We start from the raw sequence: 20884 nt of genomic DNA, 5'->3' as shown, positions 1-20884 counted from the left end.
TTAGAACTGGTACTGTAATTTTACGAAACCGCTTCTGCCTTCAGCTGGCACTCTCACGCCTACAGGAATGTCACTTCCCATGGCGCGATTGGTTCCTGCCAAATGGCTTGCATAGGCTTTATCCAGAAGGTTGTCGACACCCAATTGGATGGTAAAGTCATTCATAAAATAGCTAAATGACGCATCTAGCGTGCCGTAACCCGCCGTTTTTTGCTCTTGGTTCAGCGCCGAGACCTTGTTTTGTTTGGTATAGCCGGTCAACACCACATCGCCTTGCCAGTTGTCGGCAATATAACTGAATCGAAGGTTGGCATTGGGCGGCGCTATGCGGTACAGGTTGTCATCAATATCCTTGCGTTCACCACGGACATAAGTCGCGATACCTGATAGCTGTATGTTGCTGCTCACTTTGTAAAACCAGTTAACATCTGCACCGTATAATTTGGCTTCGAGGTTGCTGAACTGTAATGGCGTTGCATCTCCCATCATATTGGCAACCATGCGTACCGCAGGGTTATCGCTAGGTGTTCCTTGAATGTAGTCGTCAATATTCTGATAGAACACATTCGGCGCAATATGAAAATCGCCGTTGCTGTAGCTTAATCCTGCATTAAATTGGTATGCCGTTTCCGGGTTGAGTTCAATATTACCAACATAGGTTTTACCATCAGCCAAGCCACCGGTTGACTGCATTGGCAGCCACAAATAACGTTCCTGATAAGAGGGCGCGCGTTGTTTGATACCTGTGCCCACATAGATCGTGGTTGAATCATTGAGTTCACGATTAAAGTTAATGGCAACGTCCATGGTGACATCCGATTGCGCTTTCTCGGCGGCATTAAAGCGGTTAACCAACATGGCAATCATGGCGTTAGAACCTGCCATATGGTGAGAAACATCGCCGGCATCGGCATCGTTCATCTTCACGCGACCACCAACTGAAAGGTGGTTTTGTCCAAAGTCGATTCCCCACTCAACAAAAGCGCCAATTCGGTTGTCTTCCACTTCACTGAAATTCAATACCTTGAACATGGCATTGTTAGGGTTGGTGATCGTGGCATCATGCTCTGAAATATAACCGTCAACGCCGATCTTTAAGGTGCTGTAGCCAAAATGGGAGCTTGCGTGTAGTTTAAAATCAACGGTATCAGCCTTGGCATCGGTTCTTCTATGCATGTCGGGCATCATGTTCGTGCGCATACGGAAGTTATCCATGGCGTGATCGGACGACAACAAGCCTAATGCCCATTCAATATTCCACTCGTCAACGTTCAATTCGCCGGAAAGATCGAAACGATCTGCTTCCACAAAGTCGATGTCCATGGGGAGAGCAGGGGTTCCAGAGTCTTGGGTATCGACATTGTGATAGCTAAAGCCCATTTGTCCTTTGCTATGGTAGAAGCGATAATCAAGGCCAAATTGAGTTTTATCAAATTCGGTTGGGCGAATAGTCAGGCCATCGCCAGTTTCAAAGTCGTCACCTTGATAGTTGCTGTAATACGCCAGTAACGCGTGTTCTTGATTGGCAACATTGAGAATAGAAGAGAAGCTGGTGGCGTCGTTATTGTGACGATAACCGGCTTGTAGCAAACCTGATACGGTAATGTCATCTGATGTTGCTGCTTCCGCTTTTCTTAATTTCACGGACACTGCGCCACCAAGTGTATCCAAGCCTGCTGAAACAGGGGCAATGCCTCTATATACCGACATGGATTGCATCATCACTGGAACAACGTAGCTTAACGGTGCGTCCATGGCATTGGGGCCAGAACCGATGATATTGTGGCCGTCAATTTTTACTGATACTCGATCACCATAGAGTCCGCGATATTGAGCTATGCCTGATACCGGGCCATTTTTGTTGGTATTAGCACCGGCAACAGAAGATAGCCAGTCGGCGCTGTCGGCATTAATAGTATTGCCTACTGCAAATTGTGATTCTGATTGCAGAGCCTGTTGCTGAGCTTTGATGGTAATCACTTCAACATTTTCAGCCTGACCGTAAAATGGCATGAGCGCGCACATGACGCTGAGGGCGGTACGTTTTGGGTGAAACAAGTTTATCTCCAAAGTCGAGTCTCTTTTGGAGCGTATTCTGGGAGCTTAAATGCCCTTCCGCAATGCAAAAAACACTAGTGCGACAATATGTCGCAGGCCGCGTAGTTACTGCACATGGTGAAATTTAGAGAGATTGGATAAGGAAGTGAATGGAGCGGATATAGATTTAGTTGATGCTGATAGTGTGCAAATCGTATTTCTTTACCAGATCGCGATACTCCTGTGTTTCGACAAAATTACCCAGTGCTTGATTAAAATCATAACGCAGAACCGGATCGGCAAAACCGACACGGTAGTGATTCAACGGAAATAAATTATGGACGTTAACCTTTTCCATTTGGTTTTTACCGGTAAGTTCACGGCTTAAGTGGTTGAATATATTGATATCCATTACAACAACATCGGTGTTGCCATTAAATAGCATCTCAACCTGATTTCGTTGATACGGCAACTCTATATACATATCGTTTTTAGCGACAGCATCGGAGAAGGTTTTATTCAATAGCATTCTGGCATTCTGAAAAGCGACGACCGAGTAATGTTGCAAATCGGCTATTTGGTTAATCGTAACATTGCTTTTCTTCAGGCTAATGGCGACATTTTGGTACGTGACATAAACATCACTGAGTTTACTGATATGAACGCCAACTTGTTCGCTTAATGTCAGAGTTAAATCAACCTGATTATTTTCCAGCATACTGTAAGAGCGGCCATAGGGAACATAGATTGGGTTGATTTTATGACCAAGTGACTTCATAACCTGTCGCACCAGATCCAATTCAAAGCCTGAATCTGTTTCTGCAATGATATAGGGCGGCTTCGTCCATCCAACTGCGGCTTCGAGTGTACGAGCAAGCACAGATGGACAGCTGCTGAGGCTGAATAGCAGTAGTAAGAAAAATCGAATTGTGAGTTTGCTTCTAGTTGCCTGTGTCATTTGGTAATTGGGTTTTGAATGACTCAATGGTTAATATAGTGCACTACCTCGATGAGCGCTATGTAACCATATTGAACGCTAATAATCGAAGAAAAAACCGACTTTTTTTGATAATTAATGTAATCCGGTTTGATAATTTACCGGCGCGGTTCGTTTTGTTTATTAATTGGGTTTAATAGTTACCGTAAAGCTGTTGGGTGTTGAATAAAAAAGCATCGTTTTTTCCTTCAAACTCATGGTTAACAATAACAAATAGGCCATCGTGAGAAGCTTCCTGTTCGGAATATCTTTACTTTGCTGTGGAAAGGTTGCCGAAAGCCCAATAAACGGTTACTCGCTTAGCGCATTTTGTATATAATCCCACGAATTTTTGAAAGGTGTTTACGCCTGTGTGGGCTTTCATTGCCCCTAATCAAGGTAAGCTATGCGATTTGAATTACAGAATACTGACGGCAAAGCGAGACGAGGACGTTTGATTTTCGATCGTGGCGTTGTCGAAACCCCGGCTTTTATGCCTGTTGGTACTTACGGCACGGTAAAGGGGATGACCCCTGAAGAATTGGAACAGACCGGCGCGGAAATCTGCCTGGGTAATACTTTCCATCTTATGTTGCGTCCTGGTACAGAAATCATGAAGTTGCACGGTGACTTGCACGATTTTATGCATTGGGACAAACCTATTCTGACCGATTCCGGTGGTTTTCAGGTATTCAGTTTGGGCGATTTGCGCAAAATATCCGAAGAAGGCGTGACATTCCGTTCTCCTATCAACGGAGAAAAAATCTTATTGACGCCCGAGCGTTCAATGGAAGTTCAGCGCGATTTGGGCGCTGACATCGTAATGATTTTTGACGAGTGCACGCCGTATCCTGCCGATTTGACTCAAGCCCGTATTTCCATGGAGCTGTCTTTACGTTGGGCGCAACGTAGTAAAGATGCACATGGTGATAATCCGTCGGCATTATTTGGCATTATCCAAGGCGGAATGCATGAAGAGTTGCGAGATGTGTCTTTGCGTGGATTAGTCGATATTGGCTTTGATGGCTATGCCATTGGTGGTTTGTCGGTGGGTGAGCCCAAAGAAGACATGATCCGCATATTGGATCATACTGCTCATCAGATCCCGGAAGACAAGCCTCGTTATTTGATGGGCGTCGGTAAGCCGGAAGATATCGTTGAGGCTGTGCGTCGTGGCATTGATATGTTTGACTGTGTTATGCCAACGCGTAATGCGCGTAATGGTCATCTGTTTGTACCAGAAGGTGTCATAAAGATCCGTAACGCTCGACACAAGACGGATACAGGGCCTTTAGACGAAAGTTGTGATTGTTACACTTGTAAAAACTATTCTCGTGCATATTTACATCATCTTGATAAGTGCAATGAGATTTTGGGTGCGCGCTTAAATACGATTCATAATTTGCGTTATTACCAACGCGTGATGGCGGGGTTACGTGACGCAATTGCGAACAATGAACTGGATGAGTTTGTGAAGGCTTTCTACGCCAAAATGGACAAGCCGGTTCCTGAATTAAAAACATCATAAAAGTAACAAAGAAAACATTAGTAGGGGAAAACAATGAGTTTTTTTATTAGTAACGCCTATGCTCAAGCTGCTCCAGGTGCTCAACAGGGCGGTGGTATGGAATTGTTGATCATGCTGGGTGTATTCGGCTTGATTTTCTACTTCATGCTGTATCGTCCTCAAGCAAAGCGTGTTAAGGAGCACAAAAATTTAATGGCTTCTTTGGCAAAGGGCGATGAGGTTCTGACTCAGGGCGGTTTGGTTGGCAAGATTACTAAAGTTGCCGACGACAAAGATTTCGTTGAAATCAGTCTGAATGAAACCAACAACATTGTGGTTCAGAAAGCGGCAATTACCGCTGTATTGCCAAAAGGCACAATGAAAAATATTTAAATTTCTGGATGTGAGTAACGCTGGAGAGTGTTTTCTCTCTGGCGTTTTAAATGAAAAACAAAGCAATATTCAAGATAAACACGAAATATCACGACAATTATTTTTCAAATAGAAACATGCTCGGCAGAACTTGAAATCGTATTTGTTGTTTATCTTTTTCATTGCTCTTTGTATCAGTAACCAGATTTTTAATACTGTTGATGATTTTGTGATCATCTTTTTATTTACTCTGTTTTGATCCGACAGATTCGGGCGAGCAGGGTAGCAAGTGTGATAACGCATTAATCGTTTTTGGAGAGAAAACACATGCAATTACTCAAGTTGAACGGCACCGTTTCTTTTATGAAGATGCGGATCCCGGCAATGCTGTTCTCTCTGCTATTAATCATTGGTTCCATCTTCTCGCTAGTAACCAACAACTTAAATTGGGGATTGGATTTTACTGGTGGAACACTCATCGAAGTGAGTTATGAGCACCCTGCTGACTTACCCAAGATGCGAACGATTTTACAGCAGAATGGTTTCGAAGACGCCGTTGTTCAAAACTTTGGTTCTAGTGAAGACGTTTTGATTCGCCTGGCGCCGAGAGATGGTGTTAAAGCGACTGAAATTAGCGAAGTTGTTATTGATGCCTTGCGCAGTGCTGGCGATGAAGTGGCAATGCGTCGTATTGAATTCGTAGGCCCAAGTGTTGGTGAAGAGCTGGCAGAACAAGGCGGTCTGGCAATGCTGGTGGCTTTGCTATGTATCCTGATATACGTTGCCATGCGCTTTGAGTGGCGCTTCGCATTGGGCTCTGTTATTGCTCTTGCGCACGACGTTATCATCACTCTTGGTTTGTTCTCGATATTACAGCTGGAATTTGATTTAACCGTGTTAGCTGCCGTATTAGCCGTAATTGGTTATTCATTGAATGACACCATCGTTGTTTCGGATCGTATTCGTGAGAATTTCAGAAAGATCCGCAAGGCTGAAGCTGAAGAGATTATCAATATTTCACTAACTCAGACGCTTAACAGAACAATTATCACGTCAGCAACAACCGTATTCGTTCTTATCGCGTTGTTTTATGTTGGTGGTGCGTTGATTCACGGATTCTCTACAGCATTGCTATTTGGTGTATTTATCGGTACGTACTCTTCAATCTATGTGGCTAGTTTAGTGGCCCTTATGTTGGGTATCAGTAAAGAAGACCTGATCCCTCAGGAAGTGGAAAAAGAAGGCGCTGATATGGATATGATGCCTTAGTGCATTAAAACCGATTAGGCAGTGTTCGTAAGAATGCTGTGACAATTTGAACGGCGGACTAATTGTTAAGTTGGTCCGCCGTTTTTATTTGAGTATTTTTTGTGAGAGTCGTTTTAGTTACTTTTATTTAATTATGCTATTCGAAGATGTAAAGGTGTGAAATTAATTATATCTTTAGAGTGAAATTAATTTCACAGATGAAATGGCAAATTAAGTAAAGGTGAAAATTAATTCACTCTTTAAATTAAAATCTATCTAATTCTGATAATTTTAATAGTGCTGAACCTACATCTAATTGCGTGTTGCATTCTTTTCTATCGATAAAAATTTTCACTATGTCTGCAGGCTTAAAACCACAGCTGTCAATTAATGACACAAACTGGTTAAAGCTAGGCGTACCAATGTCTTTCTCCCAGTTCTCATACGTTTTTCTTGTCTTTACTCCAGCTAATTCAGCCATCTGTTTTGTGGTTTTTCCTGCTAACATTCTAATCTTTCTTAAGTCAGATCCAGATACATAACTCATAATTTCACCCTGTTGTGTTTTTTATAATGTTGGTTTAGAGTACCTCCATAAATGCTAAAATATCTTTACATTGATAAAAATATTTATATCCATTTTGTTCTTTATTTAGTATAGGTATGAATGTCAAAGAAATTTATCGTCATACAAGGTATTGATTTACGATGTATGCGTCTTGCAGCAAATAAAACAACGCAGGAAATGGCGGATAAAGTGGGCGTTAAACGAGCCACCTACGAAAACTGGGAAAAAGACATTGGAGCACCCAATATGAACCAGTTCATAGAGCTGTGCGAGTTTTGTAATTTTGATATGCATCCTATTCGAGAGCAATTTAAGGCCGCAGCTCGAAAGCTGAAAGACATTAATATATTTAGAAAGCGAGTGTATAAAAATGACAAATGACATATCCGGTATTAGCGCTAATAACCTGTCTCAGTTGCAGTCTGTTCAACAATTACAACAAAACAATAAGAGCCAATCAGCTGAGGATTCTTACAAGCAAACTCAGTCTTCCTCACAAGACTCCACTGTTAGTATCAGCATTGAGGCTCAGAATTTACTGAAAGCTGAACAAGACGACACTGTAACTTTGAACTCCAGCGGCGATAGAGGTACTCGTCCTAAGTGAAGCACTTTCCATTTATTGCGCTTTCAGTAGCGCTCTACATTTGGATATCTGATCCGTTTTTAAACGCAATTATTCTTGCTATCGGAGTTGGCTTTGCTTTGTACCATGCCCGCTCTGATGCAAACATTAGTTCTCTCTGCATACTGATTTTGTCACTCATTTTGGCTGAGCGCTTCGCCTTTTATTGGATCCCTGTTGATAATCCGAATGGGCCAACGGTATGGGTCAACAATACTATTTTCATTGTTCACCTATTATTTGATGTAGTCGGCAAGTATTTAGTTGCGCTACGGGCTCCACTATTAAATGGTTATCTGCGTCGCCATCATGTGGCGTCGGATAGTTTTCATTTTACTAAGGCCGATCTGGCGATGTTCTCCCTTATGCGAGTGTATATCTGGATTGATATTCTGGCCTTAATTGAGAATTTACTGCGCAATATGGAGCATTTAGGGGTTCCGGAAACGTATGCTCAATATTTCTGGGAGTGGAACTGGCTTTTCTACAGCTATGCTGAAATTAAGTACATTCTTTTTGGTATGCAATTCCTGATTATTTGGTCAACAGTGACCAATACGATGCGTCAACAGAGCCAACAGAATTTGATATAGATCCTTTTCACAACTACCTTCGTGAGAGACTTTACCTGAATATGGTATTTCAATAAAAAATAAGAAGCTAAATGGCTGTTCCAAACTATCAGTCAGCAACAGAAAGTTTTGAGCAGACCCTCAGCCCTGCTTTTCACTTAATGAATCGGCGAAGCGGCTGTGGAGTCTCAATGGATTCCTTTCTTAAATAAAGAGGCGGCGAGTCTGCGATAAATTTCTGTGGCTGACTTGCAGTTAAGCACACTTATTTAGATAGACCTGATAAGCTTAGCCCTTAGCCCTTAGCCCTTAGCCATGCCAATTCCATTAACCGATTCATTCTAAAATAGAATTAGTTGTCATTATGCATAGGTTTTTACCTCCATTTGATTATGCCATGATGATTTCTGTGAACCTTCTATTGGCCGCTTTCAGGTTATTTATACAGCGAGATAGAATTTTTCATATCATCCTGGTTTCCTGCTTAATTTGTAGTAAGAAGTTTAAGTGCTTGCTCTCGAACTGCGAGTCATTGTGGCTAGTTTCACTGGCTGCATTCGTGAGTTCCGTTCATGGGTGAGTAAACCAAGTCGCATTTAATCTAATACCTTAAGGATTTTGTTACCGTGGTTGCGTTAACTAAAACACAAACTGAATTTGAATTGTCTCCGACACTTGCTGTTAATGAACTGGTGGTTAAAAAGCGACTTAATGGCGAAGACATCCTGCACATGGGATTTGGTGAATCTCCATTTCCGGTTCCAGAACGTTTAGCAAAAGCATTACAAGAGAATACCCATTTTAAACAATACTTGCCCACAGCTGGGCTTTCTGAATTAAGGGAAGCGGTGGCCGATTACTACCAACAAAAAGTAGGGTTGGATACATCACAGTTTGATGTATTGATCGCTCCGGGCTCCAAGTTGATTCTTTATAGTCTGCAAATGGCGGTGGCTGGTGATTTACTGATGCCAGTACCGAGCTGGGTAAGCTACAAACCTCAGGCGCACATGCTCGGTACGGAAGTGATTAAGGTGCCTACTGAGCTGAATGACGACGGTTTTCATATTGCTCCTGACGTTTTACGCAACACCATCAAGCAAGCCCGTCAGGAAGGGAAGAATCCCGGTAAGTTATTGTTGAACTATCCGTCGAATCCAACCGGACTGACGATTTCAGAGGATGAATTACAGGCGTTGGTTAAAGTCTGCCAGGAAGAAGACATTTTTATTATTTCCGATGAAATCTATGGATTTATTTCAAACGATAATCACTATCGTACCATTGCGCGATATGCTCCGGAAATCACCGCTGTATCAACCGGGCTTTCCAAGCACTTGTCTCTTGGAGGATGGAGAATAGGATTGGGATTGATTCCTAAAGCGATACCGGGTTTATTCCAAAGGTTAACTAATATTGCCAGCGAGTTGTGGTCTTGTGTGCCTGCGCCTATTCAGTACGCTTCTATCGAAGCTTATAAAGGACATGATGATATTGAAGCGCATATTGCTGCTTGTAGTGAACTGCATTGTTTTGTGAATCGCTATATCAGCGAGGGGCTTAAAGCGTTGGGGGTTAAAGCGCCTACACCTCAAGGTGCTTTCTACAATTACCCTGACTTTTATGCTTTTAGAGACAAATTAGAGGCGGCAGGCATCAAAACATCCCAAGATCTGGCAAGTCATCTTTTGCAAAAGTATAACCTTTCCAGCTTGCCTGGTGTTGCCTTTGGCGCGGAACCTGAGGTGCTGACGCTAAGATTATCGGGCTGTGATTATGACGGTGAAAAAGCGCTTGAAGCTTACATTAAAGCGAAACAGGATCCACAATTTGCTTTGGATGAGTCTTTTATTGAAGCATATGCCCCCAGAGTGAAACGTTCTATTCAGGCATTTGGACGCTTTATGGAAGATATTGGTTAAATAGAGTGACACCGTTTTTTTCGCCATAAGCCACTGTAAACGTGGCTTTTTCTGTTTTTCGGTCATATCTGTTCATAATATCCATTGATACTATTCGATTTATTGTCATGATTTTCTGATAATATCTTTTGACTACATTTCACAGGTAATCTACACCTTGTTAAGGTCGGTTCCGAAAATATGTATTTAAGGAAGAGTTGCAATATTTTTAATTGCTGGTAAATATATTAACCATGAAGATCTATTTTAAGACCAAACATTACCTGAAGTCCTATATTGGTGGTTCAGGTCAGATAGCGAAGCAACGAATGATGATTTCGTTGCGTCGGCATCTATTGGTGATTAAAAAAGGTCTGGCTCAGGAAACGATTGAAACCAAGGAGATGCTGGGCATATATCATAGATATACAATGGGTAAGGCGAGCAAAGAAGAAATGCGCTTTGCCAACCAGCAATTTGTGGACGTTGTGCGTAGCGTCGGTTTGGGCATTATGGTGGTGTTACCTTTTTCTCCTATCACTTTGCCAGCCATTGTTAAGCTGGGTGACAAATTGGGAGTGAGTGTATTACCCAGTTCTTTTGAGCATATGCGCAACGAGTTTTCAGAGGCGGATACTTCTGAAATACTGATTGATGACGACGAAAACCAACCTCAGATAGAGCAAGCTTAGTTTAAGAGGATTTTTTCTTCTGCGCTTTCTACTGCACTTTCTGCTGTACTTAGGCTATGCGCTCAACAGCGACTTCCGCCAAGGTTTTTAAGGCTTCTTTGTATTCTGAATCGGGAATCTGTTCCAAAGCATCCAACGCTTGTTGTTTGGCTTTTAACGCTTGTTCCTTGGTATATTCCAAGGCATGAGTGTCGGCTATTGCGGCCAGGATTGCGTCCAGATTGTCCATACCATTACTCATTTCAATGGCTTCGCGGATCATGGCATGTTGCGCCTCTGTGCCATGCCACATTGCATAAAGCAGGGGGAGAGTCGGCTTGCCTTCCGCCAAATCATCACCAAGGTTTTTGCCCATGTCATCTGAAGATGATGAATAATCCATGATGTCATCAACTAGCTGGAAAGCGGTTCCGAGGTATTTGCCATAGTCTTGCATGGCTTTTTCAATGTGATCTGGCTTATCTGTCAGTACAGCGGCTAATTGAGTTGCAGCTTCAAACAAGCGGGCGGTTTTGCAGTAGATGACCTGCATGTAACTTTCCTCAGTTGTATCAGGATCGTTACAGTTCATAAGTTGCAATACTTCGCCTTCTGCGATGACATTGGTCGCATCAGACAAAATTTCCATGACACGCATCTTTTCTAAACTGACCATCATCTGAAAAGAGCGGGTATAGAGGAAGTCGCCAACCAGCACACTGGCCTGATTACCAAACACTTCATTTGCCGTTTTTTTGCCTCGACGAAGACTTGATTCATCCACAACGTCATCATGTAATAAGGTGGCGGTATGAATAAATTCAATAATCGCCGCGAGCGTGTGGTGTTGCTTGTTTTCAATACCCAAGGCTCGACACGCCAGCACGCACAACAAGGGGCGTAAACGTTTGCCGCCACTGTTGACGATATAAAATCCAAGTTGATTAACTAATGAGACATCTGACGCAACTTGCTCTTGAATCAGTTGGTTCACGGCGAGCATGTCATGCTCGGTTAATTGTTGGATTTTATGCATGTCCATGAAGATAGGATTTGAGTTTGGTCAGTTGTTCAAGTGCGGCGATTTTTACAGAATTCATGGCAAGTATCCAGTGTTTGAGATATTCAGTTGATATCTGAGTGAAAAAACTCCAAATTTGTACAAATAAAATTCATATTTGGGCTTGCGGCGAGAAGGCTGTTCACGTACAATTCGCGCCCTGTTTTAGAATCCTTTATGCGTTAGATAAGTAACGCGAGAGCGGAGTAAGTTATGTACGCGGTTTTCCAAAGTGGTGGCAAACAACACCGTGTGGCTGAAGGCCAAACTGTTCGCCTAGAAAAAATTGAAGTCGCGCCAGGTGAAAGCATTGAATTTGACAATGTATTGATGGTTGGTGACGGTAGCGATGTAAAAATAGGCACCCCGTATGTTCAAGGCGGTAAAGTAACTGCAGAAGTTGTTACTCACGGCCGTGGCGAGAAAGTTAAGATTGTTAAATTCCGTCGTCGTAAGCATTCACGTAAACAGATGGGCCATCGTCAATGGTTCACTGAAGTGAAGATTACTGGCATTGCCGGATAAGTAGGAGTAATAACAAATGGCACATAAAAAGGCTGGTGGTAGTACTCGTAACGGACGTGACTCAGAAAGTAAACGTCTTGGCGTTAAGCGTTTCGGTGGTGAGTCAGTATTGGCGGGTAACATCATCGTTCGTCAACGTGGTACTAAATTCCACGCGGGTGACAATGTAGGCTGTGGTAAAGACCACACTTTGTTTGCTTTGTCTGATGGTCGTGTTCAGTTCGACATCAAAGGCCCTAAAAATCGTAAATATGTAAGCATCGTCGCTGAATAATATCAGCAGCTTATATCATTGATTTGAAAAGCCCCGCCTGTGCGGGGCTTTTTGTTTTAATGCAAGCTTGATATACAATTGCCAGTCTGTTGTATTCAATCGTGCTTTTAAAGCGTTTATGTATTGGTGCGGGTATTCCGTAAATTAGGTATTAGCAATGAAATTTGTTGATGAAGTTGAAATCCGGGTAGAAGCCGGTGATGGTGGAAACGGTATAATCAGCTTTCGACGTGAAAAATATGTTCAGAAAGGTGGGCCTGACGGCGGTGATGGCGGCGATGGCGGTGACGTCTATATTGAGGCTGATGAAAACCTCAATACGCTCATTGATTATCGTTTTGAGCGTTTTCATCGTGCAGAAAGAGGACAGAATGGGCAACGTACCAACTGTACTGGTAGACGCGGCTCAGACCTTGTTTTGAAGGTGCCTGTTGGTACTAGAGCGATAGATGCTGACACTCTTGAAGTGTTGGGCGAAACCATGAAAAACGGCCAGCGTCTTATGGTCGCTAAAGGTGGTTTTCATGGATTGGGTAATGCTCGTTTTAAAAGCAGCACGAACCGCGCTCCAAGGAAAAAATCTAATGGTACTCCCGGTGAAATACGTAATCTGAAACTGGAATTGTTGCTGCTTGCTGACGTTGGCCTGTTGGGCTTACCTAATGCCGGCAAATCAACATTCATTCGCAGTGTTTCTGCTGCGAAGCCTAAAGTGGCTGACTACCCTTTTACTACGTTAGTGCCTAATTTGGGCGTTGTTCGTCTGGACGCAGCAAAGAGTTTTGTTATTGCAGATATTCCTGGGCTAATTGAAGGTGCTGCCGATGGTGCCGGGCTTGGTATTCGTTTCTTGAAGCATCTTGAGCGTTGCCGCGTATTGTTACACATGATCGATCTTATGCCCGCTGATCAGTCTGATCCAATTAAAAATGCAAAAACCATCATTGGTGAATTGGAGAAATACAGTCCTGAATTGGCTAGTAAGCCTCGTTGGTTAGTCTTTAACAAGATTGATTTGTTGTTGCCTGAAGAAGCTGATGAGTTGTGTGAGAAAATCCGAAAGGAATTGGATTGGGATGCCCCTCATTTCATGATTTCTGCTTTTCAAAAGGATGGGACGGAGCAGCTTTGTTATGAAATTATCGAGTTGTTGCAGTCTTTGCCTGTTGAGGAAGTGGATCCAGAAGAAGATAAGAAAGTTGAGTTTAAGTGGGATAACTACCACAACGAAATTCTTGACGACGACGATGAAGATGACGATTTTGATGATGACGACGATGATTATGATGTCGAAGTGATTTATCAAAAGTAAATAAACCTGATTATCTTTCTGTAGAGAGTTATGAGTAAGATTTCCCTTATTGCTGCGATGGCTGATAGGCGTGTGATTGGTGCTGATAATGCCATGCCTTGGCATTTGCCTGCGGATCTTAAGCATTTTAAGCAAGTGACAATGGGCAAGCCAGTGATCATGGGAAGGAAGACCTATCAGTCTATAGGTAAAGCGCTACCGGGCAGGCAGAATATTGTGATCAGCGCTTCGGGTTTTGATGCGAGCGATGCTGATGTTGTTACTACGCCAGAACAGGCGTTGGAGTTAGTGTCAGGTATTGAAGAAGTAATGATTATCGGTGGTGGAAAAATCTATGAGATGTTTTTGCCTCAAGCCGATACGTTGTACCTGACTTTTATTGATTTGGAAGTGCAGGGTGATACTCAATTTCCTGATTATGAATCTCATTGCGAATGGAGTGAAGTTGAATCGGAGGCTTTTCAAGCTGATGATAAAAATCCTTATTCATATCGGTTTGTTACGCTAAAGCGGATGTAAAAAGAAGGTTTGGAAAAAGCCGCTGAAACAGTCAGAAAAACAGGAAAGTTGAAACTGCATGAATAATTTACTTGTTTAAATATCACAAATAGCACGGGGAGCATAAGCTCCCCGTTTTTTATCATTTCTGCTTTGCTCTTTTTGTTTCTTGCAAAGACCGTGCTCTGTTAATTAAACCCGGAATTTCCGAACAGACGATTGCAGTTCTTCGGCCAATCCGGCAACTTCCTGACTGGCTCGCGAAGTGTGCTGTGCACCGGCTGCGGTTTCTTCTGCAATGTTAACAATGTTTTCCAGTTTTTCACTGATGTCGCGAGATACCGTATGCTGCTCTTTCGCTGCTTGCTCAATTTGAGTGCTGACATCATGAGCTCTATGAACTGCACTGGTAATTGAGTTAAGCGCTTCAGCCGCTTTTTCAGCTTGGGTTACACATAGGCTGGTTTGCTCTTTACCCTTTTGCATTACCGACACGGCTTGTTCAGCACCTGCTTGTAGAACTTCAATCATTGATTGAATTTCCTGAGTCGATTCTTGAGTTCTGCTGGCAAGTGTTCTTACTTCGTCAGCAACAACCGCAAAGCCACGACCTTGTTCACCTGCACGAGCCGCCTCAATAGCCGCGTTAAGTGCTAACAGGTTAGTTTGGTCGGCGATGCCGCGAATTACGTCAAGAATTCCACCAATGCTGGCGCTGTCTTGTTGTACTTTGTTGATAACGTTGGCGGCAGATTCGACGTCTTTTGCCAATACCATAATTGTGTTCTTGTTGTCTTCGGAAATACGCTTAACCGTTTCGGCTTCAACGTTAGCATTACCGATTTGCGCCAAAGTATCTTCCGCACTATTAGCAACCAGTTGCGCTGTACTGTTTAATTCAGTGGTAGCAGTAGCAACCTGGGCAACTTGAGATTTCTGCTCTTGGATTGAGCGAGTGGCTTGTGTTGTTACGGAAGATGTTTCTTCTGCGGCCGCTGCAAGCTGAGTGGCGCCATTACTGATGCCCGATATGAGGTCTTTAAGGCTATCTATGAGAGCATTACAGTTTCTTGCCAAATCACCAAACTCGTCTTTAGATTTGTCATCCAGCTTGCGAGTCAGGTCACCAGTTGCGACAACATTTAGCATGTCGTTAACTTTTTGCAGAGGAATCGTGATAGCACGTACAGTTACAATTGCAACGCCTGCAGCTACCGCAATTGAAATAAGAGTAATAATACCAATACTCCAGCGACCAGAAGATACGCTAGAGGTTACTTCTGCCTTGATGGTATCTGCTTTAGAGTCACCCAATGAAAGAAGAGTGTTGAGTTGATCGGTTGTGCTTTGCATGGCGTTCAGAGCTTTTTCCAGAGAGGCTCTGGCGCTATCCATTCTGGCAATACGCTGATTATGATTCGCTATCAAACCACTCGGGCCTTTTAACTTGTCTTGAAGTGAATTTATATTTTCCTGAACTTCGCTAATAGCACCTGATGCGTCTTTCCCCTGAGATTTTGCTTGCATCTCACCACCTTCCTCGGCAATACGCTCTATCAGCAATTTCACCTCGTTTCCAAGGGTTTCGGCTCGGGCGGTATCGCGGGTTTTGGTAAATGCATCACTTGCGGTAACAACTGACATCAAGCTGTTATCCAAAGACTCACCAACTGTGGCTGCTGCTTTTAGGGAAGGGTTGCTTTGTGCGGCATCACTATAGTTGAAATCGAGAATCAGAGTTGACGTGTTATCAACATCGTCTTCGATTTCCATTAGTTGCTCTTCTAATCGACTGGTAATGGAGAGAATAGTGTCTTTATCGTTAAATATGCTTTCAACATGACCGAAATAAGGCTGGTATAGTTCATCCAGTTTGTTACTGGCTGCTCTCAACCCTTGTTCGCTTGCTACTACACGCTTGAGGGAATCCAGTTCTGTACCAAATGAAGCCTTATATTCTTCAAATTTCTTCTTTTGCTTTTCCAGAGAAGCAAGATCTTGCTCGTAATAGCCTTGATAAGTAATGGTACTTATCTGCGAAAGTAATATTTTTAACTGATTACTTTGCACAAGGGTTGGGATCGCCAGATCGATTACTTCATCAGAGGCGCTATTGATTTTACTAAGACTAAACCAGGACGTAATACTTATCAGGAATAAGAGTACACTGATTGCTGTAAAACCGCCTATGATGCGTTTGGCAACTGTAATATTCATTGCTTCTCCCAATGCGTTTTCCAAGACATTTGGCCGTATCGTTTAATTTACCGCGTCTATTCCGGCTCTTATTTTGTTTCTTTGCGTTATATTAATCGTTGTTTTTAAACACAACTTTAATTTTTATTGGGACACGGAGACAATATCCATGCTCTCCACACATAGTATGGAAAGTTTAATGCCCCAAATGTACCCTGTGTCGAGAGCGACACAATGTTCGTAGGGAGTTTGTCCTTCCAGTGCTGCCCAATGTCCAAATACCAGTTTGGTACCCTTGAGCGCCTTAATCCTGCTATGTTCAAACCAGGGTTTAAGATGCTGAGGTGATTCATTCACCGGGCTTTTACATGAGAAATTCAGGCTATCATCTTCACACAGATAACGCATACGTGTAAAGGCATCAATGATGAATCCTAGCCTATCCATGTATGAAAATGATTCACTCCAGGCGATTTCTCTTGTTGTATACATGTGCTCTAACAGCTCGACCCAACAGTCACTTTCAAGAAATCTTTCGACCTCTTGAGAATATGCCAATGCCTGCTCAACCCCCCAAAGAGGATATAGTCCGGCATGACTTATAAACAGATCTGGAGCCAGCTTGCATGCCAGAGGCTTGTTTCTCAACCACTGCACAAACATGTCTACTTTGGGTGAATTTAGTAAAGGTTCGAATTTGTCCTTAGGATTCGCTGTGCGAATTTTGTTGTGGACGGCGAGGAAATGCAGATCATGATTTCCTAACACACAATTAAATTTGTCCCCCAGCTCACAAAGGTATTCCATTGTTTGCAGGGATTCAGACCCTCTACCTATTAAATCACCAACAGCCCAAAGCATATCGTGTTTGGGCTCGAAACCGACTTTATCCAGCAGTTTTCTCAATCCGCTGTAACATCCCTGAATATCACCTACTATGTAAGTAGCCACCAAGATTGTACCTTAATTGAATTTGTCGGAACATAGTATGCCGATATTATTTCCCTAAATTCAGAAATCATTATTTCGGCACGCGAGAAAAAAAGTTTAATTAATTTATAGAATTAGGCACCGCTAGTCGGAAGATGGGGATAGGCACTTTGAATAAGTGACCATTATCCAGTTTCATTTCATAGTAGCCTTCCATTGTGCCTACAGGGGTTTCGAGTACGGCACCACTGGTGTACTGAAATGAACCACCAGGTTTTAATATTGGCTGCTCTCCTACTACTCCAGAACCATGCACTTCTGTTTTCTCACCATTGGCATTAGTAATTAACCAATAGCGGTTAATCAATTGAACCGTGTCACTGCCCTGATTATGAATATCGATGTCATAAGCAAATGCATATTTATCAGCTTTTGCTGCTGGGTGCTCGGCTAAATAGCGTGTTTTAACCTGTATGAGAACTTGGTCTGCAATTTCTTGATTCATGACTACTCTTCTGTTGAGTCGCGATTCGCAATGACATTAGCCAATTTGGCATATTCTTCCAGGCTCAAGGTTTCCGCTCTAACACCGGGATTAATACCTAGAGCTTCAATTTCTTCCGCTGAGATATAATCTTTCAAACTGTTACGTAGGGTTTTTCTACGTTGATTAAATGCTGCGGCACACACTTGCTGAAGAAAATGCGGTGCTGCAACCTCAACAGGTCTTGACTTATGAGGCACAAGTCGAACAACGGCTGAATCCACTTTCGGGGCAGGTTTAAAGGCATGTGGAGGCACATGCAAAACAGGAATAACCTGACAGTAATATTGCGCCATGATGGATAATTTACCGTAATCTTTGCCCCCCGGGGAAGCTGCCAATCTGTTCACCACTTCCTTTTGTAACATGAAGTGCATATCTTGAATACAGTCAGTGTACTCAAATAGATGAAACATCAAGGGTGTTGAGATGTTATAGGGCAGGTTGCCAAAGATTCTTAACGGTTTGTCTGGTGATGCCAATGTGCTGAAATCAAATTTCATTGCATCACTTTCTACTACGGTTAATTTGTCTTGAATAAAGGGATGGCTTGTTAATCGTTTAGCTAAATCTCTATCCAGCTCGACTACGGTGAGATGGGAAACCTGTTCGCAAACGGGTTCCGTTAATGCTCCCAAACCGGGGCCTATCTCTATCAGGTTCTCACCATCAACAGGATTAATGGCTGAAACGATGTCGTCAATGACGCGTTGATCATTAAGGAAATTTTGTCCGAATCGTTTTCTGGCAACGTGCCCTAAATGGGTTTTACTATTCACTTATTCTTTCCGACTTTCAGCCAATTCTATCGCTTGTTGTAGAGCAATTTTGAAGCTGCCCTTATCAATATTGCCTGTACCCGCTAGTTCTACGGCGGTTCCATGATCCACTGAGGTGCGAATAAAAGGCAGTCCCAATGTGATATTCACAGAGGCACCAAACCCCTTGTATTTTAAAACCGGCAGCCCCTGATCGTGATACATGGTTAACACTGCATCAGCGTCATTGAGATATTTCGGTTGGAAAATGGTATCCGCGGGTAATGGGCCGACAAGATCTAAGCCTTTTGCACGAAGCATGTCCAAGGTTGGTGTAATAACCAACTGTTCCTCTTTGCCGATATGACCATTTTCACCCGCATGAGGATTGAGTCCGCAAACGTAAATACGCGGCTTGTCGATACCAAATTTACTTTTAAGATCGTCATGCAGAATGGAGATCACTTTCTCCAACCTTTCCGGTGTAATGGCTTTACTGACATAGGCCAAAGGAATATGTGTTGTTACCAGAGCAACACGCAAGCCTTCTGTTGCCAGTAACATGACTACGTCAGGTGTATTGCTTTGCAAGGCAAAAAATTCAGTGTGACCACTAAATGAAATCCCTGACTGGTTGATAATACCTTTGTGAACGGGGCCTGTAACAACGGCATCAAACTCTCCGTTGATGTTGGCTTCACTTGCTAGCCGCAGAGTTTCAACCACGTAGTGACCATTTTCAGCGTTCAGTTCACCAGCTACAACCTGCACTTGAGTGGGAATATGTACCAGATATAACTGCCCTGGTTTAAGCAAATCCTGACACCCTTGATGGTAGTCAATCAGCTCGAGCGGTAACATTAACTGTTCCGCTCGTTGAAGCAGCATGTCTCTGTCGGCAAATACAACTAATTGTGCTTGCCAGTTTAATTGTGCGAGCTGAATAATCAGATCCGGCCCTATACCTGCGGGTTCTCCGGGAGTGACTGCGAGTTTAATGGGCATTGTCATCTTTCCTGAGTTTATTCAGCGACGATTTCGACGAAGGCATTGTTACGCATTTCACGTAACCAGGAATCGCGTTCTTCTGCGTACTTGCGCTGGAATAATAGCTGGTAAGCCTTTTCTGTTTTCAGTTTTTCAGTAACGTCACCGACACGTTTGTCGATGAGTTGAACAATGTGCCAACCATGCATGGAGCGGAATGGCTCTGATATTTCACCTTTGCTTAGTTTCTCTAATGCATCTTTAAATGCTGGTACGTAAACGTTGGGATCTGACCAGCCCAGCTCCCCACCTTTCAGTGCTGAACCCGGATCAACAGAATGGGCTTTTGCCAAGTCTTCAAATTTAGCTTCACCTGCTAAAACCTGAGTACGGAATTCTTTCAGCATTTCCTGAGCACGTTCTTCACTTAGAATCACCGTGGGCTTTATCAGGATGTGACGAGAGTTCACTTCTTCGACTTCTGCAACTTGTTGACCGCGAATATCTTTAATTTTCAAAATATGGAAACCTGCACCACTGCGAATTGGGCCGATTAACGCGTCTTTCTTTGCACCTTGTACCGCTTCTGCAAATAGAGTGGGCATTGAGTTTTCGTTCATCCAGCCTAAGTCACCGCCTTCTAATGCTTTTGCGCCTGATGATGCTGTGGCGGCAATTTCTGAGAAATCAGAGCCGTCTTTTAGAAATTGCAGCACTTTTTCTGCACGGTTCTTGGCGGAATCAATGTCATCCTGTGAAGGCTGGGAAGGGAAACCGATTAGAATATGACCCAGATGATACTCCACCTGTTCAGCACCTTGTTCATCAATCAACTTAACCAGGTTGTTGATTTCCTGAGGCGTAATGTAAATACGGCGGCGTACATTCGCTCTGGTGACTTCACCGGTAATCAGCTCTGTGCGAACGTGTTGACGATAATCGTCGTATGACATGCCATCTTTAAGGATGTCATTACGCAGTTCTTCTATACTCATGTTTTGTTCTTGAGCGATATTCGCAATGGTTTGTTCTAACTGCGGATCACTAACCTGAATACCCATGCGTTCTGCTAATTGCATTTGCAGATTTTGGGTGATCAGTCTTTCAATGGCTTGTGTACGCAATACTGTTTCTGATGGCAGAGTTTGCCCATTTTTAATCGAGTTGCTTCGTACAGTTTTTAACAGCGTTTGAATCTCGCTTTCTAATATCACGCCTCGATCAACAATGACCGCGACCTGATCTAAAGATTGGGGTTTCGCTTGTAATGTCAGCGGCATCAATAAGGCGATAGTGAGTAATATACGTTTGTAATTCATGGAT

The 20884-nt window shown here is 43.0% G+C and carries 22 protein-coding genes; 12 read left to right on the top strand and 10 right to left on the bottom strand.

All coding sequences use genetic code 11. The features are described from left to right. Both KIH87_RS16065 and KIH87_RS16060 read right to left on the bottom strand, forming a co-directional pair. Window positions 1-2058, bottom strand: coding sequence for a TonB-dependent receptor (locus KIH87_RS16065; protein WP_232358869.1), 2058 nt, complete (start codon window positions 2056-2058; stop codon window positions 1-3). Window positions 2059-2224: 166 nt separating this feature from the next. Continuing rightward, window positions 2225-2917 (bottom strand): substrate-binding periplasmic protein, encoded by a 693-nt coding sequence (locus KIH87_RS16060; protein ID WP_232358868.1) that lies wholly within the window; start codon window positions 2915-2917, stop codon window positions 2225-2227. Window positions 2918-3419: 502 nt separating this feature from the next. Between KIH87_RS16060 and tgt the strand changes: the two genes are divergently transcribed. The 3 genes from tgt (at window position 3420) to secF (ending at window position 6161) form a co-directional block, all read left to right on the top strand. Next, a complete protein-coding gene (gene tgt / locus KIH87_RS16055) occupies window positions 3420-4541 on the top strand; it encodes a tRNA guanosine(34) transglycosylase Tgt (RefSeq protein ID WP_232358867.1) in 1122 nt (373 codons plus the stop codon). Window positions 4542-4574: 33 nt separating this feature from the next. Further along, window positions 4575-4913, top strand: a complete 339-nt coding sequence (gene yajC, locus KIH87_RS16050; protein WP_232358866.1) for a preprotein translocase subunit YajC — start codon at window positions 4575-4577, stop codon at window positions 4911-4913. 306 nt (window positions 4914-5219) lie between these two features. Continuing rightward, window positions 5220-6161, top strand: coding sequence for a protein translocase subunit SecF (gene secF, locus KIH87_RS16045; protein ID WP_232358865.1), 942 nt, complete (start codon window positions 5220-5222; stop codon window positions 6159-6161). A 244-nt stretch (window positions 6162-6405) separates the two neighbouring features. Here secF and KIH87_RS16040 read toward each other — a convergent pair whose 3' ends face one another. After that, window positions 6406-6687, bottom strand: a complete 282-nt coding sequence (locus KIH87_RS16040; RefSeq protein ID WP_232358864.1) for a helix-turn-helix transcriptional regulator — start codon at window positions 6685-6687, stop codon at window positions 6406-6408. 120 nt (window positions 6688-6807) lie between these two features. Between KIH87_RS16040 and KIH87_RS16035 the strand changes: the two genes are divergently transcribed. The 5 genes from KIH87_RS16035 (at window position 6808) to KIH87_RS16015 (ending at window position 10498) form a co-directional block, all read left to right on the top strand. Then, window positions 6808-7089 (top strand): helix-turn-helix domain-containing protein, encoded by a 282-nt coding sequence (locus KIH87_RS16035; protein ID WP_232358863.1) that lies wholly within the window; start codon window positions 6808-6810, stop codon window positions 7087-7089. Beyond that, window positions 7079-7315, top strand: a complete 237-nt coding sequence (locus KIH87_RS16030) for a hypothetical protein (RefSeq protein WP_232358862.1) — start codon at window positions 7079-7081, stop codon at window positions 7313-7315. The genes KIH87_RS16035 and KIH87_RS16030 overlap by 11 nt, the downstream gene beginning before the upstream one ends. Further along, the gene (locus KIH87_RS16025) at window positions 7312-7926 is read left to right on the top strand and encodes a hypothetical protein (protein WP_232358861.1); all 615 of its coding nucleotides are present in this window, start codon (window positions 7312-7314) and stop codon (window positions 7924-7926) included. Before KIH87_RS16030 ends, KIH87_RS16025 begins: the two co-directional genes overlap by 4 nt. Before the next feature lie 605 nt (window positions 7927-8531). Beyond that, a complete protein-coding gene (locus KIH87_RS16020; RefSeq protein ID WP_232358860.1) occupies window positions 8532-9827 on the top strand; it encodes a pyridoxal phosphate-dependent aminotransferase in 1296 nt (431 codons plus the stop codon). A 233-nt stretch (window positions 9828-10060) separates the two neighbouring features. Further along, entirely contained in the window at window positions 10061-10498 is a 438-nt protein-coding gene (locus KIH87_RS16015; protein WP_232358859.1) for a hypothetical protein, read from the top strand. 49 nt (window positions 10499-10547) lie between these two features. On the opposite strand, the gene ispB is transcribed toward KIH87_RS16015, so the two are convergent. Next, complete coding sequence (ispB, locus tag KIH87_RS16010) at window positions 10548-11519, bottom strand: octaprenyl diphosphate synthase (RefSeq protein WP_232358858.1); 972 nt, start codon at window positions 11517-11519, stop codon at window positions 10548-10550. A 231-nt stretch (window positions 11520-11750) separates the two neighbouring features. Between ispB and rplU the strand changes: the two genes are divergently transcribed. From rplU to folA, 4 genes are all read left to right on the top strand, one after another. Continuing rightward, window positions 11751-12062, top strand: coding sequence for a 50S ribosomal protein L21 (gene rplU / locus KIH87_RS16005; protein WP_232358857.1), 312 nt, complete (start codon window positions 11751-11753; stop codon window positions 12060-12062). A 16-nt stretch (window positions 12063-12078) separates the two neighbouring features. Further along, window positions 12079-12336, top strand: a complete 258-nt coding sequence (gene rpmA / locus KIH87_RS16000) for a 50S ribosomal protein L27 (RefSeq protein WP_232358856.1) — start codon at window positions 12079-12081, stop codon at window positions 12334-12336. A gap of 157 nt (window positions 12337-12493) precedes the next feature. Continuing rightward, entirely contained in the window at window positions 12494-13648 is a 1155-nt protein-coding gene (gene cgtA, locus KIH87_RS15995) for an Obg family GTPase CgtA (RefSeq protein ID WP_232358855.1), read from the top strand. A gap of 30 nt (window positions 13649-13678) precedes the next feature. Continuing rightward, the gene (folA, locus tag KIH87_RS15990; RefSeq protein WP_232358854.1) at window positions 13679-14167 is read left to right on the top strand and encodes a type 3 dihydrofolate reductase; all 489 of its coding nucleotides are present in this window, start codon (window positions 13679-13681) and stop codon (window positions 14165-14167) included. 171 nt (window positions 14168-14338) lie between these two features. Here the strand turns inward: folA and KIH87_RS15985 are convergent, their stop codons facing one another. From KIH87_RS15985 to surA, 6 genes are all read right to left on the bottom strand, one after another. After that, window positions 14339-16363 (bottom strand): HAMP domain-containing methyl-accepting chemotaxis protein, encoded by a 2025-nt coding sequence (locus tag KIH87_RS15985; RefSeq protein ID WP_232358853.1) that lies wholly within the window; start codon window positions 16361-16363, stop codon window positions 14339-14341. A gap of 123 nt (window positions 16364-16486) precedes the next feature. Next, entirely contained in the window at window positions 16487-17293 is an 807-nt protein-coding gene (locus KIH87_RS15980; RefSeq protein ID WP_232358852.1) for a symmetrical bis(5'-nucleosyl)-tetraphosphatase, read from the bottom strand. 100 nt (window positions 17294-17393) lie between these two features. After that, window positions 17394-17777: a Co2+/Mg2+ efflux protein ApaG gene (gene apaG / locus KIH87_RS15975; protein WP_232358851.1), complete on the bottom strand. Its 384-nt coding sequence runs from the start codon at window positions 17775-17777 to the stop codon at window positions 17394-17396. Between the two features lie 2 nt (window positions 17778-17779). After that, window positions 17780-18595 carry a 16S rRNA (adenine(1518)-N(6)/adenine(1519)-N(6))-dimethyltransferase RsmA gene (gene rsmA / locus KIH87_RS15970; RefSeq protein ID WP_232358850.1) on the bottom strand — a complete coding sequence of 272 codons (816 nt, stop codon included), beginning with the start codon at window positions 18593-18595 and terminating at the stop codon, window positions 17780-17782. Beyond that, window positions 18596-19585 carry a 4-hydroxythreonine-4-phosphate dehydrogenase PdxA gene (gene pdxA / locus KIH87_RS15965; RefSeq protein ID WP_232358849.1) on the bottom strand — a complete coding sequence of 330 codons (990 nt, stop codon included), beginning with the start codon at window positions 19583-19585 and terminating at the stop codon, window positions 18596-18598. An 11-nt stretch (window positions 19586-19596) separates the two neighbouring features. Beyond that, window positions 19597-20880: a peptidylprolyl isomerase SurA gene (gene surA / locus KIH87_RS15960; RefSeq protein WP_232358848.1), complete on the bottom strand. Its 1284-nt coding sequence runs from the start codon at window positions 20878-20880 to the stop codon at window positions 19597-19599. Between the last annotated feature and the right edge of the window lie 4 nt (window positions 20881-20884).

Origin of the sequence: Paraneptunicella aestuarii, assembly GCF_019900845.1 — a bacterium.
Taxonomy (GTDB): Bacteria; Pseudomonadota; Gammaproteobacteria; order Enterobacterales; family Alteromonadaceae; genus Paraneptunicella; species Paraneptunicella aestuarii.
This window is presented reverse-complemented; position numbering and strand designations above follow the sequence as displayed.